This is a genomic window from Paucilactobacillus vaccinostercus DSM 20634 (genome assembly GCF_001436295.1).
Taxonomy (GTDB): Bacteria; Bacillota; Bacilli; order Lactobacillales; family Lactobacillaceae; genus Paucilactobacillus; species Paucilactobacillus vaccinostercus.
The window spans coordinates 21,187-37,140 of the sequence record NZ_AYYY01000014.1; the positions used below are offsets into that span (position 1 = coordinate 21,187).

At 44.2% G+C, this 15,954-nt stretch carries 17 protein-coding genes and 1 tRNA gene; 4 read left to right on the plus strand and 14 right to left on the minus strand.

The features are described from left to right. Positions 1-16 precede the first annotated feature (16 nt). The 11 genes from FC26_RS03645 to FC26_RS03695 form a co-directional block, all read right to left on the minus strand. The gene (locus FC26_RS03645) at positions 17-691 is read right to left on the minus strand and encodes a hypothetical protein (RefSeq protein WP_057777895.1); all 675 of its coding nucleotides are present in this window, start codon (positions 689-691) and stop codon (positions 17-19) included. Between the two features lie 142 nt (positions 692-833). After that, positions 834-1,553: a hypothetical protein gene (locus FC26_RS03650; protein WP_235809462.1), complete on the minus strand. Its 720-nt coding sequence runs from the start codon at positions 1,551-1,553 to the stop codon at positions 834-836. Positions 1,554-1,586: 33 nt separating this feature from the next. After that, positions 1,587-2,483 (minus strand): ABC transporter ATP-binding protein, encoded by an 897-nt coding sequence (locus tag FC26_RS03655; protein WP_057777898.1) that lies wholly within the window; start codon positions 2,481-2,483, stop codon positions 1,587-1,589. 16 nt (positions 2,484-2,499) lie between these two features. Then, on the minus strand, positions 2,500-3,405 hold the full coding sequence (locus FC26_RS03660) for an ABC transporter ATP-binding protein (RefSeq protein WP_057777900.1): 906 nt from the start codon (positions 3,403-3,405) through the stop codon (positions 2,500-2,502). 442 nt (positions 3,406-3,847) lie between these two features. Next, positions 3,848-3,920 (minus strand) — tRNA-Thr (locus FC26_RS03665). A gap of 66 nt (positions 3,921-3,986) precedes the next feature. Beyond that, positions 3,987-5,231 (minus strand): glutamate-5-semialdehyde dehydrogenase, encoded by a 1,245-nt coding sequence (locus FC26_RS03670; protein WP_057777901.1) that lies wholly within the window; start codon positions 5,229-5,231, stop codon positions 3,987-3,989. Continuing rightward, positions 5,232-6,053, minus strand: a complete 822-nt coding sequence (gene proB / locus FC26_RS03675) for a glutamate 5-kinase (protein ID WP_057777903.1) — start codon at positions 6,051-6,053, stop codon at positions 5,232-5,234. A gap of 58 nt (positions 6,054-6,111) precedes the next feature. Continuing rightward, positions 6,112-6,642: an NAD(P)H-binding protein gene (locus FC26_RS03680; protein WP_157061031.1), complete on the minus strand. Its 531-nt coding sequence runs from the start codon at positions 6,640-6,642 to the stop codon at positions 6,112-6,114. 11 nt (positions 6,643-6,653) lie between these two features. Further along, positions 6,654-7,523, minus strand: coding sequence for an ATP-binding cassette domain-containing protein (locus tag FC26_RS03685; protein ID WP_057777907.1), 870 nt, complete (start codon positions 7,521-7,523; stop codon positions 6,654-6,656). Between the two features lie 108 nt (positions 7,524-7,631). Continuing rightward, on the minus strand, positions 7,632-8,717 hold the full coding sequence (locus FC26_RS03690; protein ID WP_057777909.1) for a PTS sugar transporter subunit IIC: 1,086 nt from the start codon (positions 8,715-8,717) through the stop codon (positions 7,632-7,634). 196 nt (positions 8,718-8,913) lie between these two features. Further along, a complete protein-coding gene (locus tag FC26_RS03695; protein WP_057777911.1) occupies positions 8,914-9,387 on the minus strand; it encodes an RrF2 family transcriptional regulator in 474 nt (157 codons plus the stop codon). A 276-nt stretch (positions 9,388-9,663) separates the two neighbouring features. On the opposite strand from FC26_RS03695, the gene FC26_RS03700 reads away from it, so the two are divergent. The 3 genes from FC26_RS03700 (at position 9,664) to FC26_RS03710 (ending at position 12,402) form a co-directional block, all read left to right on the plus strand. After that, complete coding sequence (locus FC26_RS03700; protein WP_057777913.1) at positions 9,664-11,043, plus strand: hemolysin family protein; 1,380 nt, start codon at positions 9,664-9,666, stop codon at positions 11,041-11,043. Between the two features lie 95 nt (positions 11,044-11,138). Further along, complete coding sequence (gene nrdI / locus FC26_RS03705; RefSeq protein ID WP_057777915.1) at positions 11,139-11,615, plus strand: class Ib ribonucleoside-diphosphate reductase assembly flavoprotein NrdI; 477 nt, start codon at positions 11,139-11,141, stop codon at positions 11,613-11,615. A 22-nt stretch (positions 11,616-11,637) separates the two neighbouring features. Further along, a complete protein-coding gene (locus FC26_RS03710; protein WP_057777917.1) occupies positions 11,638-12,402 on the plus strand; it encodes an NADPH-dependent oxidoreductase in 765 nt (254 codons plus the stop codon). A 57-nt stretch (positions 12,403-12,459) separates the two neighbouring features. On the opposite strand, the gene FC26_RS03715 is transcribed toward FC26_RS03710, so the two are convergent. Both FC26_RS03715 and gnd read right to left on the minus strand, forming a co-directional pair. Next, entirely contained in the window at positions 12,460-12,807 is a 348-nt protein-coding gene (locus FC26_RS03715; RefSeq protein WP_057777919.1) for a cupin domain-containing protein, read from the minus strand. A 64-nt stretch (positions 12,808-12,871) separates the two neighbouring features. Further along, positions 12,872-13,780, minus strand: coding sequence for a phosphogluconate dehydrogenase (NAD(+)-dependent, decarboxylating) (gene gnd / locus FC26_RS03720; protein WP_057777921.1), 909 nt, complete (start codon positions 13,778-13,780; stop codon positions 12,872-12,874). Between the two features lie 159 nt (positions 13,781-13,939). Here gnd and FC26_RS03725 point away from each other — a divergent pair, with 159 nt between their 5' ends. Further along, positions 13,940-14,782: a MurR/RpiR family transcriptional regulator gene (locus FC26_RS03725; protein WP_057777923.1), complete on the plus strand. Its 843-nt coding sequence runs from the start codon at positions 13,940-13,942 to the stop codon at positions 14,780-14,782. A 154-nt stretch (positions 14,783-14,936) separates the two neighbouring features. Here FC26_RS03725 and FC26_RS03730 read toward each other — a convergent pair whose 3' ends face one another. After that, positions 14,937-15,929 carry a D-isomer specific 2-hydroxyacid dehydrogenase family protein gene (locus tag FC26_RS03730; protein ID WP_057777925.1) on the minus strand — a complete coding sequence of 331 codons (993 nt, stop codon included), beginning with the start codon at positions 15,927-15,929 and terminating at the stop codon, positions 14,937-14,939. Between the last annotated feature and the right edge of the window lie 25 nt (positions 15,930-15,954).

The following is a 15,954-nucleotide window of genomic DNA, read 5'->3' on the forward strand; positions in this document are numbered from 1 at the left end:
ATCCTCGTTTTTTGGTTCAAAACTGGCATTGATGGTCTTTACGATATAACCGAATAATATTGAGTAAGCCAATAATGATAAATAAGTTTGCCAACACTAAGCCAAAGCCACCAGTCACAACCGCAACATTTTTAAAATGTTCAAGCGCTAATAAAGCATATTGTGTCGTCACAATGCCCACCATTCCATCCGCTAGACTGTAAGATTTTAATAATCCTAGTCCACCACTATGCAATCGCCAAGACTGAATTAAGCAAACAATAGCACCAATTAGCTTAACAAATCCCATGAGAGCAACCACATACGAAGCAACAGTACCATAGTGACGAGGGTATCCCGACTTATACATCACTGCACTTATGCCAGCAAACGCAATTCCCAGTGCAACAAGTAACCAAGCACCAATAAAAATAAATCGACGTTCCTGCTGAAAACTTAGTAATGATGCTTGCGCCGATTGCTTATATCGTCGACGTTGATGTTGAATCACATATCCCCGAGCTAGAAGTAAAATTAAGTAGTATCCGCTAAGCACTAACATCCATATTGAACGATAGTGAATGGCTAAGCCAGCATTAGTCAGTGCAATGATCGTTGAAACTGGTAATGTTAAACTACTTCGAATCATGATTCGACTTTCACGACTAGCACTGTTATATAGGTGAATTAAATAACTCATAACTTTTGGCATCACTTGGCACCACCCAAATTACTTTAATCTTTACTAAGAATAGCATAAGTTTATTCACTAAATAATCCCTTACTTACAGTAAATAGTAAAAGATACTCCTTTAAAATTACGGAGTATCAATTAAATTACATATACGTAAATGTTAGAGTGGTAAATCTTTTTTAGCAAAAACCGTCGTCCCGATACCAAAAGTAACAACGCCAATGCCACCCAATACTGCCAGCTTAGAAATCCATTTTGAACCTTCAATTAAAATATTTTGATAATCAAATAATGACACAATTGTTAAGTGTTGAACGTCCTTTAATGCGTCTACACCGTACGTTGCAAATGAACCAACAATAGCTAACAAAATGAATAAAATGATGAGCAAGCCGCCAGTTCCGAGTGAGTACTTAGAAAGATTGAAAATACCAGAAGCGGCAAACATAATTCCAGCGAACGCAAAGGCAACCATAAATGCACCAATGTTCAAGTTGACTAAAGTTTGTGCTTTAAAACCGGCATCCGCAATGTTGTTAGCACTAACCGAAACAATTGCCATCAATCCATACGTTCCAACCAAGCTAAGAACCATATAAATCATTTGTGTAAATGCCACTGTTGTTCGACGAATCGGAGCAGTTAATATATATGCCATTGACCCTTGATCAACTTGTCCCGCAAGTAGTTTATTGCCACAAATTACCACAAATAGTGCAACCATCGTTGACACTAACATTCCATAATACATTGGTGCCATCATGGTTCTTGTCTGTTTCATCATAATAAGTTGAGCCAAGATAATATTCATAACCAGCGTTACTAGACCCCATACGGCAAAATTTGATTTAAACGTTTGTTTTAATAATGGAAAACTCATACTATTGATCTCACTTTCTTTTTTTAAATTAGATTATTTTACTTGAAGTTCTTTTTCGAAGTAGTTATCAAGCGTTTGCGTGTCAAAACTAATATCATCAATTTCAATATCTTGAAGCAATACTAGCAGTGTAGCAACTTTGGTATTACTGATAAGTACAGTAATTTCATGATTTTCGGAGTTTACATGTGACGTTTCAGAAAACGATGTTAATATCTTTTGAAATCCCTCACTGGTACTAGTCTGAATTTTAACTTTTTGAAAACTATGAATTGTTTCAAATTTATTTTGATCAACCACATCAATTACTTTGCCATCCTTCAAAAACAGAATTCGATCACACGTCCGTTCAAGCTCGTTAAACATATGGCTACTTAAAAATACGGTTGTTCCATTCGCTTTAACCTTCAAAACCAAATCAATAAATGCATCACGCATCACTGGATCAAGTCCCGTAGTCGGTTCATCTAAAAGAAGTAAAGGTGCTTTTGTCATAAACGCACACACTAACGCCGTTTTTTGTTTCATCCCTTTACTCATTCGCTTAATATCAGCAGTTAAATCAATTTTAAATCGTTGAATAAGATCATTCACATAAGTATCTTTAGAAGCCCTCAATAACTTTAATTGGTTATTCAGGAAGGTCTCCCCAGATTTAGTATCTGGAAACGCAATTTCACCGGGGACATACCCAATCATCCTTTTAGTTTTAGAAGCCTGAGACCAAGAATTCAATCCTCGAATTTCACTATAGCCATCTGTGGGATGAATAAACCCCATCAGCGTACGCATGGTAGTCGTCTTACCAGCACCATTTTTCCCCACGATCCCCACAACTTCACCCTGCTTGATTTGTAAGTTCATGTCAAAAATTCCACGGTTCTTTTTGTAGTCCTTCGTAAGATGAACTGTATTTACCATCTGGTTCATTACCATTCTCCATTCTTTAAAGTGTTTTGAAAACTTTATCAGTGCGATAAAAATCTAAGAAATACTTTTCCAAGTTAAATTTATGTTCGACTAATCGAATTACATTTCGATCACGTAGTTGAAAATTGAAGAAAGTACTTAAATCTTGTGAATCAACTTGTACTGTTAAACTATGATCACCCATTCTTCCTCCAATTCCTAAAGAGGCTGACTCCAAATCCTTTCGATTTGCGAAAAATAACTCAAATGTTTTTTGCTCTTTGTGTTGTAGTTTATTGGCATCTACTTGTGAAACAATCTTGCCATCTTTAATGATTGCAATTCGATCACAGGTAGCTTCGACTTCGGGAAAAATATGACTCGATAAGAGAATGGTTTTATTACGACGTTTTTCACTTACCATGAATTGAATGAATTTATCTTGCATCGCGGGATCAAGACCACTGGTTGGTTCATCAAGAATTAAAATCTCTGGGTCTGCAAGAAAAGCAGTTACAACTGCCAGTTTACGTTTTGTACCAAGACTCATTCGTTTAGTGTTCCCCTGTGGGTCTAGGTCAAACATTTCAAGCAAACTGTTTAAATAGCGATCATCTTTAACGCCCCGCATTTTTTGCATTGAGCGGATGAACTCCCAACCACTAACACCTTCTGGTAACGCAATTTCACCGGGTAAATATCCCACATGTTTCATAATTTCGCTGTATTGAGTTGTACAATCCATTCCAAGTACACTTGCTGATCCTTGCCCCGGTTTAGTAAATCCCATAATGTGACGGATTGTTGTTGTCTTACCGGCACCGTTTGGTCCTAAAAAACCAAATACTTCACCTGGTTTAATCTCGAAGTTAACATCAAAAATACCACGTCCGTGACCAAAGTCTTTGGTCAAATGTTCAACTTTTAAAGCTGGCTCTGTCATCTACTAAAACCTCTCATTTCTGTTTCATCAATTTGAAGCAAATTACGCTTTAACAATTACGGTAATTGTCCTGCGCTTTACTTGATGTATACACTATATCGAGAAATTGAGGTTATGCCATCGTCTGATAGGGCGGACTTTCATTGCCCCATGGGGCAGTTTTTGTAATACCTGCCTCTAATTCATTTTTCAACACACAAAAAAAGCAGGCTATAAAGCCCGTCCTTTCAGCAATATGAGTCCTTTTTGTCAATTTTTTGAAACACACAGTCGCACATCCATGTGTTCGCTGTGTGTTTAGTTTTGCCTTTTATCTAACAACACCCGATTCTGAAATAACTTGTTTAATCCCACTTGCATGTGGAAATGCCGTTTTTAGTGGTACCAAACAAAAAAGGCCCCGCGGATGCGGGACCTCAATGTATTCTACCGAATATTAAGATGCTGATTACAGGATTCGAACCTGTGACCCCTTCATTACTAGTGAAGTGCTCTGCCAGCTGAGCTAAATCAGCAGTACCAAACAAGTACTCTTAATATATTACCATAAAATTCTAAAAGCACAAGTCTAGTTTTTAAATTTAATGACGAATTTGACCATTTCCACGGATCACGTACTTCGTTGAAGTGAGCTGATTAAGCCCCATTGGGCCGCGAGCATGTAACTTTTGCGTGCTAATCCCAATTTCGGCCCCAAACCCAAACTCAAAACCGTCCGTAAAGCGCGTCGAGGCGTTCACATACACACAGGCAGCATCAATTTGATTCAAGAACTGCTCACTGTGTTCATAGTTGTCCGTCACAATCGCTTCGGAATGTTTCGTGTTGTAATGGTTGATATGTTCAATTGCTTCATCGAGCGAATCAACGACCTTAATTGCCATGATGTAGTCGTTGTATTCCGTGCCCCAATCCGCTTCAGTTGCCGGTGTAATGTCCGGTAAAATCGCCTGGGCGCGTTCATCCCCACGCAATTCCACATTGAACGGTTTCAGCGCTTCGGCAATCTTTGGCAAATACTCCTGAGCAACTGCCGAATGAATCACAATTTTTTCGGCCGCGTTACAAACTGATGGCCGTTGCGTCTTGGCATTCACAATAATTTGGCTAGCCATATCAAGCTGCGCAAACTCATCAACGTAGATATGACAATTGCCGGCACCCGTTTCAATAACCGGAACCTTCGCTTGATCGACAACCGCTTTGATCAGTCGGGCACTGCCCCTCGGAATCAAGACGTCGATATAGTCCGTCAACTGCATCATCTCGCTGGCCGTTTCGTGTGAGGTATCCTGTACAATTTGAATTGCATGGGGATTCAACCCATTTTGCTTTAAAACGGCCTGCAAGAATTCCACGATACTAATATTTGTCTGTAAAGCTTCCTTCCCGCCCCGCAAAATAACCGCGTTGCCTGATTTAAAGGTCAGCGCAAAGGCATCCGCCGTCACGTTCGGCCGGGCTTCGTAAATAATGCCGATAACTCCTAATGGCACCCGCTGTTGCTCGATTTTAAGACCCTGTTCCGTTTGCCAACCCTTTTCAATATTGCCAATCGGATCGGGCAATGACGCAACCTTTTCCAGTCCCAACGCCATCTGCTCAATTCGTTGCGCTGTGAGCGTCAAGCGATCCACAAAATTCATGGGTAAATCCGTTGCCTGATTTAAATCATGCTGGTTGGCCAACATAATTTCGGCCTGATTTTGGCGAAGTGCCTGCGCCATTTGTCCCAAAACTTGATTCTTTACCGGTGTCGCCAATTGTGATAATTCACGTTCGGCCGCTTGAGCCTGCTGGCCCATTTTTTCTAAACTATCCATCATCTAGTCCTCCACTCGTGTTGCCGGCGCAAATAACGTCCCCACCGTTTCACCAGCTAAAATATCAAAAATAATCTTTGGATCTTCACCATTCGCTAAGACCATCTGGTGACCGGCGCCCAGCACGCGGGCGGCCGCTTTCAACTTGGTGACCATGCCACCAGTGCCAAAACGGGTGCTACTTCCACCAGCCGCTTCCAAAATTTCCGGTGTCACCGCGCTCACATACGATAACGCTTGGGCATCCGGATTCTTATGTGGATCCGCATCATAAAGTCCGTCAATATCTGAAAGAACGATTAATAAGTCCGCATCTAACGAGGTTGCCACGATGGCGGATAACTGGTCATTGTCGCCAAAGGTCGTCTTATGATCCAACTCATCCACGGCCACCGTATCGTTTTCGTTCACAATCGGAATCGCGTGCATGGCCATTAACTGATCAAACGTATTCAACACGTTTTGTCGACTGACCGGGAAGTCCATCACGTCGTGGGTCAGCAACACCTGGCCAATCTGCTGACCATAGCTGGCAAAGCGCTGATTAAAAATCGCCATCAGCTCATTTTGCCCAATCGCCGCGATCGCCTGTTGGGCCGCAATATCTGCCGGCCGTTTCTTCAGGTGCATTTGATTAAGCCCCACGCCGATGGCCCCCGACGACACTAGGATCACCTCTCGGCCCTTCTTACAAGCCGCACTCAAGACGAAAGCGAGTTCGTCCATTGTCTTCAAATTTAATTGACCATCTGGATAAATTAAACTACTCGTCCCAATTTTAACGACTACCCGCTTTGGGTCGAGAAAATATGGTCGTTGACTCATTTCTCCCACCTCATTTAATATTTCGTTTATTCTATCATTAATTGTTATTTATTCAACATTATTGATCGCTCACACCGATTGATTGATTCCGAAATACCGTCGGATCACACGCCTGCACAACAATCTCACTGAGTGCTTGCATCCCAATCCGAGTTCCCATTACCGGTTGGCCTTCGTTAGTCACTTGGACCGGCGTTTCTTCATCTACTAGCGGCACCCGCCGAATGAGGGTATAGTCAATTTCCAGTTCATCGATCATCTTGGTCGCGTACTGATGGGCGAGCATCAGTTCTTGGGCGGCATCCCCATACCAAAGAGTCAGTTGCTCATCCGGCACCTCACCATTAATGCCCGCCAAGGTCACCATCACAATTTTTTCTGGCGCGGCGGCTCTCGCGTCAATTTGGTCAATCAACTCAAAAACCCGGTCATCCGCGCGTTCCACCGGTGCCACCCACACAATGACACGCGCAGTTTGCAGTGTTGTATCAAAGCGGTCGGTTAACACAACCTCCGTGCTGGGCAACTTGGCCGCCACCAGTGTCCCTAATCGACTTCGTTGTTCATCAATAACTGTTAGTGTCGCCATCTTGATTCCTTTCACCAAACCCGTAGTTCATCATCAATCGTCGCATCCAAAATTCTCACGTCCGTAATGCCGCTTTGTTCCAGCAATGGCAACAACGCCTGTATATTGCCCGAATACACAAACTCCTGATTCATGGGCGTTTCTTTAATAAAATGGCCGCCCAAGACATCGATCATTTCCACCGGTAATCCGCGTCCCGTTACCTTGACCACACAATCGCTACTATCGTGGGTCACGATGGGACGAATTTGACTCACATGACCGTTAGACAGATAAATGATCTGATTGGCATGGACCTGCATTTCCGCCACTTGGGGACTAGAAAATACAATGGTAGCGGCCATTTTACGACCATAGTCCGCCAGCAGTTGCCAAATCGCGGTTGCTTGTTGCGCATTCATCATTGAAGTGGGCTGCTCAAGCAACAAAATCGGGGGCTCGTTAACAACCAAGCTCAAAATTTGAAGCTGTCGTTTAGCCCCTGGTTCTAAGTCCGCCACGCGACTGTCGGGGGTGAGCTTAAGCTGCTTGGCAATCCCCAAGCTCTGCTCCAGGGACAGATGGTCTCCAGTGGCCTTCTTCAAACAGTGCTCCAAAAAAGTCGTCACGGTACCCCGTGTACTTCCTTCGTCATCTGCAAATAAACAGCCCACTAAATCGCCGAGATGTTTTCGTTGTGCGTAAGCATCCAACTGATCTAACATGACCTGCCCATCGTCTGCCTTTTCACCAGTAATTAGCTCAAATAGCGCCGTCACGCTCGCTGGCTGGTCGGTACAAATTGCACTAATCATCGCCGGTTCGATGGTCAAGTCCAGATCATCAAGCATGACCTGTTTTTTGACAATTCGACTGACCCGTTTGAAGTTGATCGTTACCATGAGTTGCCTCCGTTATTTCAATTCTTCTCCTATCATAGCCCAAAAAGAGTTGGAACAAAACTCTCTTTCGAAGTTTCATTCCAACTCTCAATAACTTAAGATCAAAAATTAAACGATTTCCATGTGTAGATCGTTGGCGGAGACCAAATGGAACGCCCGCATGATCCGATACCCAACAGCTGAAATGACGGCAGGCATCAAAATTCCGCAGAACATGTAAACCCAGAACGCATGCATGTTGCTAGATGCCAAATTAATTGGTGCAATCAATGAGTTGAGTCCCAGACCGCCAAGGGTATAGGGAACACTGAACTTAAAGGCCAATGTTCCGACAGCCGCGCTGACCATCGCCGCAATAAACGGTGGAATACATAGCGCCGGCCGTTTGAGCAAGTTCGGAAATTGAACCTTGGGCGTAATCAAGCCTTGCGCAATGTTGGCGCCCAAATTATTTTCTTGAAATGACATCGCGAGGAAGCCCACGAATTGAGCAGTTGTACCAATCAACGTGGCGCCAGATGAAATCGGGTTCAACGCAATCGCAATTGCTAGTGCTGCTGACGAAGCGGGTGTCATCAAGAAGATAGCAAAGGCCAGTGACAAGCACATTGAACCTAGTAGTGGGTTCACCGTCATCGCACCAGCGACCCACTTGCTCAAAGCGTTCAGGGCTGGCGTTACGACTGTCCCAGCCCCCAGACCAAACAAAGAACCAAAGAACGTCGCTGCCAACGGTACCAAAATCATATCGAGTGGCGTCTTACCCGTCAAATACTTACCAACGAGGGTAGCTAAAATGGCCGCTAGCACCGCACTAATGGGTTGGCCTGTGGTAAAGATGGTGCTGGCAGCTGCTTCATGCATTTGCCATCCCGTTGCAGTAGCCGCTTTAACCGCCGACTGGGTGAAATAAACCCCGTTGGCACCGACCGTTGCCGCAATCATGGAACTGAAAAGGACCAGCGTATTCACTCGCAGTTGTGACGCCACCCCGGCTCCAAACGCTGCCGGTAGTAACACCTGAGCCAGTGCCCCAACTTGATACAGTGCCGTCCAGTGCGTGATATTGGCCACCGATTGGAATAACAACCCAACCCCCAGCATGACCAGCACCGCATTTGAAACCGCCGCCGACACATTATAAACGTAACTACCAATGGTCATCTTGCCATCTTTTGCTTCAACATTTTGCATATATGTATCCCCCTTGTATGTTCCCAAAACTATGTAAAATTAAAATCTGATGAGAATATGGTGATATTTTACTCACTATTCAAAAACATTGTCAAGGGGTGGATTAGTTTGTTGATAATTGCACAAGAAGTGTCTAAAAAAGATGGTAGCGAATTCATCGCTACCATCTCGTTGGTTGTCATCATTTAAATGATTACTATTGCTCGTCAATTTTTCGCTGAAAATACCCATGATGCTCAATATCTTGCTTGAGATCAGCCAGCGTAAACTGGTGGTAAAATGCCCGGTAATCCTGATCAGCTAACGTAAATAAGTCGGTCAGCGTTTCAGCGATATTACTTTCAATTTCCGTTTCATGAGTTTCGTTTTCTTCTTCCAGTAAACTGGTTTTGCCCGTAATAAAGCGGGCGTAACTGATGGTAGGCGGGATTGTCAGATCATACAATTCACCCACATTACATTGCGCCAATGAGAGAATCATCTGGTATCCCCCATTTTTTCCGACGTTGCCTTTGACATAGCCATTCTTATGCAAGAGTGACAAAATATTACGAATCATCACCGAATTTACTTTCAGCTTCTCAGATAGCTCACGACTAGAAATTCGTCGGTCGTTGTTTTGATCTAGGTATAATAAGCTGTGTACTGCTACAGAAAAATCTAGTCGCATGTTCATTCCTCCAAACACTTTCTATTATAGACTATCATGTGAGCACTGATAAGCCAAATTAGTTCACCCATTATACATTTTTAAGTTCTTTTTTAAGGGTTTTATCATACGGCTTTACACCCTTCAAACCCGGGTCGTCTAATTGGTAAACAAAGTCCGTCAAATCGTTGATATTACTTGCAATTAACACTAAATCCATGTACCATTATTTCAACTGATGTTTCTATTAATTCTACTATAATTTGGTTACTTGACCCAGGAAATGAGGAATAGTTTTTGGACAGCGGTCAGATATTAATTAATCTTGTGATTATTCTAATCACATTCTTCTTTGCCGCCTTTTTTGTGGCGGCAGAGTTTGCTCTCGTTCAGACCCGGTTAACCGCGTTGGAAGAGCAGCAAGAAGCTCGAGATAAACCATCGATGAAGCTCAATCGCGCTATCAAGATGGTCACCAACCTCAATGAGTACCTCTCAACAACTCAGGTTGGGGTTTCCGTCTGTGGGATTATCTTAGGTTGGATTGGGGAGTCTACCATCGAATCATTGTTGTTCGATGTGTTCGATCTCACCCATCTCCCGATTAGTGCGGGAGCATTGCATGGAATTGGGGCCATTATCGGGGTGCTGGTACTAACCTACCTCGAAGTGGTCTTCACGGAAATTGTACCAAAAAACATTTCTATCGATATGCCACTGCGGGTCATGATGTTTGTAACGACGCCATTGCACTGGTTCCACATTTGTTTTTACCCCTTCGTTTGGTTGCTGAACATTTCGGCCAATGGCGTGGTGCGGATGTTGGGACTTAAACCGGCTGACGAGACCGATGAAGTTCTCTCGCAAGGTGAGATTCTCAGCATTTCCCGGAACGCCGTTAAGGGTGGTGAGCTCGAAAAAAATGACCTCCTGTACATGGAACGTGCATTTGAGCTCAACGATAAGGTGGCTAAAGATGTCATGGTTGACCGGACACAACTGGTCGTGATTGACATCAAGGACACCATCTCCACCGCCATTAACATGTACCTGCAGGAAAAATATAGCCGTCTCCCCGTCGTTGCCGATAACGATAAGGATAAGATTCTAGGCTACGTCTTCAACTATGATTTAGTTCGTCAATCACGAATTGACAAGAATGTTTCTCTTAGCAAGGTGCTGCGTCACATCTCGACCACCCCAGAGTCGACACCGATTACGGAAGTCCTCCAACAAATGATTCGCAAGCGCACCCCAATCGTGGTTGTGGTTGATGAATATGGTGGTACGAGTGGAATTGTCACGGACAAAGATATTTACGAAGAACTCTTTGGTACCGTTCGTGATGAAATTGATGATGTGTCCGACGAAATCATCTTCAAACAAGATGATGGGTCCTACAAGGTTAGTGGTAAGACCACGTCATATGACTTCGAGCGCTATTTCCAAACTGATATTAAGGAATTCGACCAAACCGAGTCCGTGACAATCACCGGCTACGTCATCGATCAAGCTGACACGATCCACGTGGGAGATGTCGTTGAGGTTGGCGATTTTGACCTTGAAGTCCTTGACTACGAGAATTCCTACATCAACTGGTTTAAAGTTACCGAACACCGCGGTCGGACCAAGGCGGCGCTGGAACAAAAAATGAACGCCGAAAACGAATCCGATTAATCTTAATAATTGTCGTACCCGAAAGTAGCTTACGTGTTAAAATTAAGCTACTTTTTAATTTACGAATTTTACTTTCCCCAAAGGAGACTCCATCCATGACTAATATCAACGCACTTTACATTTCAATTGAAGGTAACACCCGTTCCTTTATCAATCGGTTGACAGCATACGCTAGTCAGCAACATGCTATCGACGACTCACTGCCACTCATCAACGCCAAAGAAATCAGCGAACAAAGCGATTTCGACGACGAACGCGACCCCTTCTTTGCTTTCGTACCGACCTACCTCGATGGGGGAAACGGCATTGATTCCGGCGTGAAGGAACTGATGACCAACGTCCTGGGCGAATACATTGCCTATCATAACAATGCACGTCAATGCATCGGCGTCATTGGCAGTGGCAACCGCAACTTTAACGAGCAGTACTGTCTCACCGCCAAACGTTACGCCCACCAATTCCGCGCCCCATTTTTAGCCGACTACGAACTGCGTGGGACCTCACGCGATATTGAACAAATCTATGACCTCTTGACTAAGCAAGTCAATGAATCTGCGTCTAAAGAAGCCTAGTTTGCCAAGGGAGGTTTGAACAATGACCGTTAACGAAACTATTCAAAGTCTCCTCAACCACCGTTCTGTGCGTGATTTCAAGCCACAGCCACTTGATGACCAGACGCTTGCAACCCTCCTCGAGGTCGCCCACCAGGGCGCCTCATCCATGTTTCTGCAGGAATTCAGTATTCTGAGTATCACCGATCAGGCCATCAAGGACCAATTGGCTGAGATCTGTGGGCAAAGCCAACATCAGGTGAATCGAAACGGGCACCTCTTCGTCTTTGTCGCGGACCAGTATCGTAACCAGCTGATTGCTAGCCAACAACAGGTTGATACCACGTTGCTACATGAAACAGACCGGTTGCTCGGGTGCGTGTACGATGCCACTATCGGGGCGCAATCACTAATTACAGCCGCTGAAAGCTTGGGACTGGGAACCGTGGTGCTTGGCAGCATCCTCAATGACGCCCGCCAGGTTATCCAGCTTCTCCACCTCCCACACCTCACGTTCCCACTCTTTGCGGTTGCCGTGGGCTATCCCAATGACCTACCAGAACAAAAGCCGCGCCTCCCACAAAGCGTGGTCAACTTTACCAATACGTATCAACTGCCGGTTGACTTTGAAGCACAACTAGATGCTTACGACACCGAGCTACAAAGCTACTACGAGCAGCGTCATCTCAATCCGCGCCGCGAAACTTTCCGTCAATCCCTCGCCCGTGAAGTAGTGAGTTCGCCACGTCACCGGCGGGAGCTCCTCGCGATTCTCAAAGAGCAGGGCTTCTTAGAACATGATCGTTAATTCGCAAAAACGCACATTCCTCAAAATTAGGAATGTGCGTTTTTTTATATCAGTTTGCTACTGCAAAAAATCTTCGCGTTGGGGTGTAAAGCTGTCCAGTAGCTGACTGTCGTCTGCCAACGGAATGCAGCCATGAAGAACATTGGCCGGAAAGTAAATGCTGTCGCCTTCGTGAACTTCTTGAACCTGGGTACCCGTTGCTTCACGAATTTCAAACTTAAAGGCCCCCTTGAGGACGTAAGTTGTTTGCTCGTGAACGTGCTGATGAACCGGAATTGGCGCGGCTGGTGTGGCTTGCTTGAAGAACACCTTGACGTTCATCAAACTCCCGCTATGCGCTAAAATTTGCCGATACGAGTTATCATCAATCACCTGTGTTTTTAAATCTGCTTGATTAAAGAACATTTTAAACTTCCTCCATTTGGCAAAAAAGTTCGGCCCCTTACGGTCCCGAACTTTTTTAAGCTAATTATTTTGTATCTACGGCGTGACCACCAAAGCCGTTCCGCAAAGCAGCAACCACTTTTCCAGTGAAGTTGTTGTCAGCATCACGCATTGATTCGTACCGCATCATCAATGATAAGGCAATAACTGGTGTTGGTACCGCCATATCAAGTGATTCTTGTAATGTCCATTGGCCTTCACCAGATGAATGCATCCGGCCCAGCAATTCATCCAACTTAGGATCCTTAGCAAAGGCGTCTTCTGCCAATTCCATCAACCAGCTCCGAACAACTGAGCCGTGGTTCCATAGCTTAGCAACGGCTTCGTTGTCGTAGTTGTAGTCTGAATTTTCCAACACATCGAATCCTTCACCGATGGCTTCCATCATTCCGTATTCAATCCCGTTGTGCACCATCTTTAAGTAGTGACCAGAACCGGCAGCACCAGTGTAAAGGAACCCATCTGGTTCAGCAATTTTTTCAAAGATATCTTTCAAATACTTATCGAAGGCTTCTGCGTCGTCGCCACCGATCATGAAGTTACCACCGTTCAAGGCACCATTTTGGCCACCTGAAGTCCCACAGTCAAAGAACTTAACGCCCGTCGCGCTCGTAACTTCATTGTGACGAAGGGAATCCTTATAAAATGAGTTCCCACCATCAACGACGATATCGTCCTTGTCCAAAATCTTAGCTAATGTTTCGATTGTTGAATCAGTTGGCTTACCAGCTGGTAACATGACCCAGGCAATCCGTGGGGTTCCTAACTTGCTAACCAAATCTTCAAGACTATCAGCAGGGGTTGCGCCAGCTTCTTGAGCCGCAACAACGTTGTCCTTTGCCAAGTCAAATCCAACTACTTCAATTCCGTTCCGCAACATATTCTTAGTTAAGTTAAGGCCCATTTTACCAAGGCCGATCATTCCAACACGCATGAAAAAATCCCTCTTTCGATTAAATTTGTTTTCTTAATTTCTACTTGATGGTTTTATTATATGCAAAAACCTATCAAAAATCAATAACATTGTATGAAAATTGTGAAAATTAATTATTTTTGTTATACTATTAATTAAAATAAAGTAGGAGGTCTCACAATGACCCTTCAATTAATAGAAAGAATCTACTCAAAATACGATACCTTCGGTAATAGTAGCCACAAAATCGCTGATTACTTTTTGAACAATCTTGCGGACTGCGATCACCAGTCAATCCAATCGCTGGCGGAAAAAATTGATACTTCGGTGTCAACTATTTCCCGTTTTGCGAAGCGGCTTGGTTATTCTAGTTACCCTGAACTGCAGCTTGCCATTAGTAACCAGCTCAAACATCCCGAAAAGATTGCGGCTGACATCGATGTGACCGATCCTAACATCATGGTGGCCCAAAAAGTTTTCAGTTCTAACAAGTCTTCCCTGAGTAAAACACTGGATCTGCTCACTGAAGATAAACTGAACGATGCCGTTTCGCTGATTACCAATGCGCAACAACTCAGTTTCTTTGGTTTAGGGGCTTCCGAAGTGGTGGCCTTCGATGCCTACCAAAAGTTCCTTAGAACGCAAATCACAGCGATCTACAACTCTGATTACCATATGTCACTCATGCAAGCCGCCAAAATGACAAGTAACGACTGTGCCATCGTCATTTCCCATAGTGGTCGTAACTTGGATACCTTGAAGATGACTAAGGTTCTACGCGAAAACAACGTTCCCATCATTGCCATTACCAGTTTTTCATCATCTGAATTGGCTAAGATCGGTGACGTTACCTTCTATTCCGTTTCAGATGATTCCAAATACCGGTCACAGGCCGTGGCATCCCTGATTTCACAAATGAGTATCATCGACTGCCTCTACATGTCGATCATGCGGGATGAAACCGTCAACCCAAGTCCAAAATTAACGAAAATTAACGCCGTTATTAAACAAACACGGGAATAGACCGATCCTGTTTTACTTTTCACAACCTTTTTTGCATAGCAAAGCCCTCATAGTTGGTTCAACCAATTATGGGGGCCTTTTTGCTACGCGTGGTTTGGGCGCGCGATTCTTATTTGATCATCATGACTAAACGCCTAGCAACCAAACTGTGCTCCTAGATCGTTTGGGTTAATTCGCGGCCGAGTGGTTCGCCATTAACGAGGTTGCGAACGTCAGCCACACACTTCTCACCCATCCCGTGTAAGCATTCGTATGTGTATGCTGAGGTATGTGGTGTAATCAAGAAGCGGTCATTTTGCAAGAATGGGTGGTCTGCGCGAACGGGTTCCACTTCCATCGTATCAGCAGCGTAACCTGAAACCTTACCACTTTCAACGGCGGCCAGCATTGCCTTTTCATCAATCAAAGCACCACGTGCATGGTTGACAAAGTAGACGCCATCTTTGGCCTTCTTCAAGGCTTCCGCATTGATCATGTGGTAGTCTTCATCGTTTAATGATGCGTTCAATGAAATATAATCACACTGTGCTAATAATTCATCGAGTTCAACACGTTCCACCTTAGGATTGTCTTCGAACCAGCCTTCACGAGCGTGAGGATGTGGATCAGTGACTAATACTTTGGCACCGAAGTACTGGAATAATTCAGCCACCCGGCTACCGATGTTCCCACAGCCGATCACACCGTATGTCTTACCAGTGAATTCATGTCCCATGAATTGGGCCCGGTCTTCGTAACGGTCAGCCTTGATCCGTTCTGATGAAGGTGTTGCTTGGCGAACAAGTGACAACAGGTTAGCAAGGGCATTTTCGGCAACCGCGTTCCGTTCAACCAATGGTGGAACGATCGTTACTTTAGTACCGTGTTGCTTTGCAGCTGCAAGGTCAATGTTGTTGTAGCCGATTCCGTGACGTGAGATCAATAGCAATTCGTCTTTGTTGTCAAAGAAGTCTTGCTTGAAGAATGGTGTCACACTTGAAACGATTACGTTATAACCGTTGAGCTTTTCAGCCAATTCTTTGCCGGGAATGTTAGGGTCCACCATGAACCGATCAACGGTTCCAATGGCCTCTAATTCAGTCCAGTGTTCTTTAAATACTTGTCCGAAACTACTTGAGTTTACAACTGCAATTTTATATTCTGTCATCTTTTTTATTCCCCAATTCTCAATT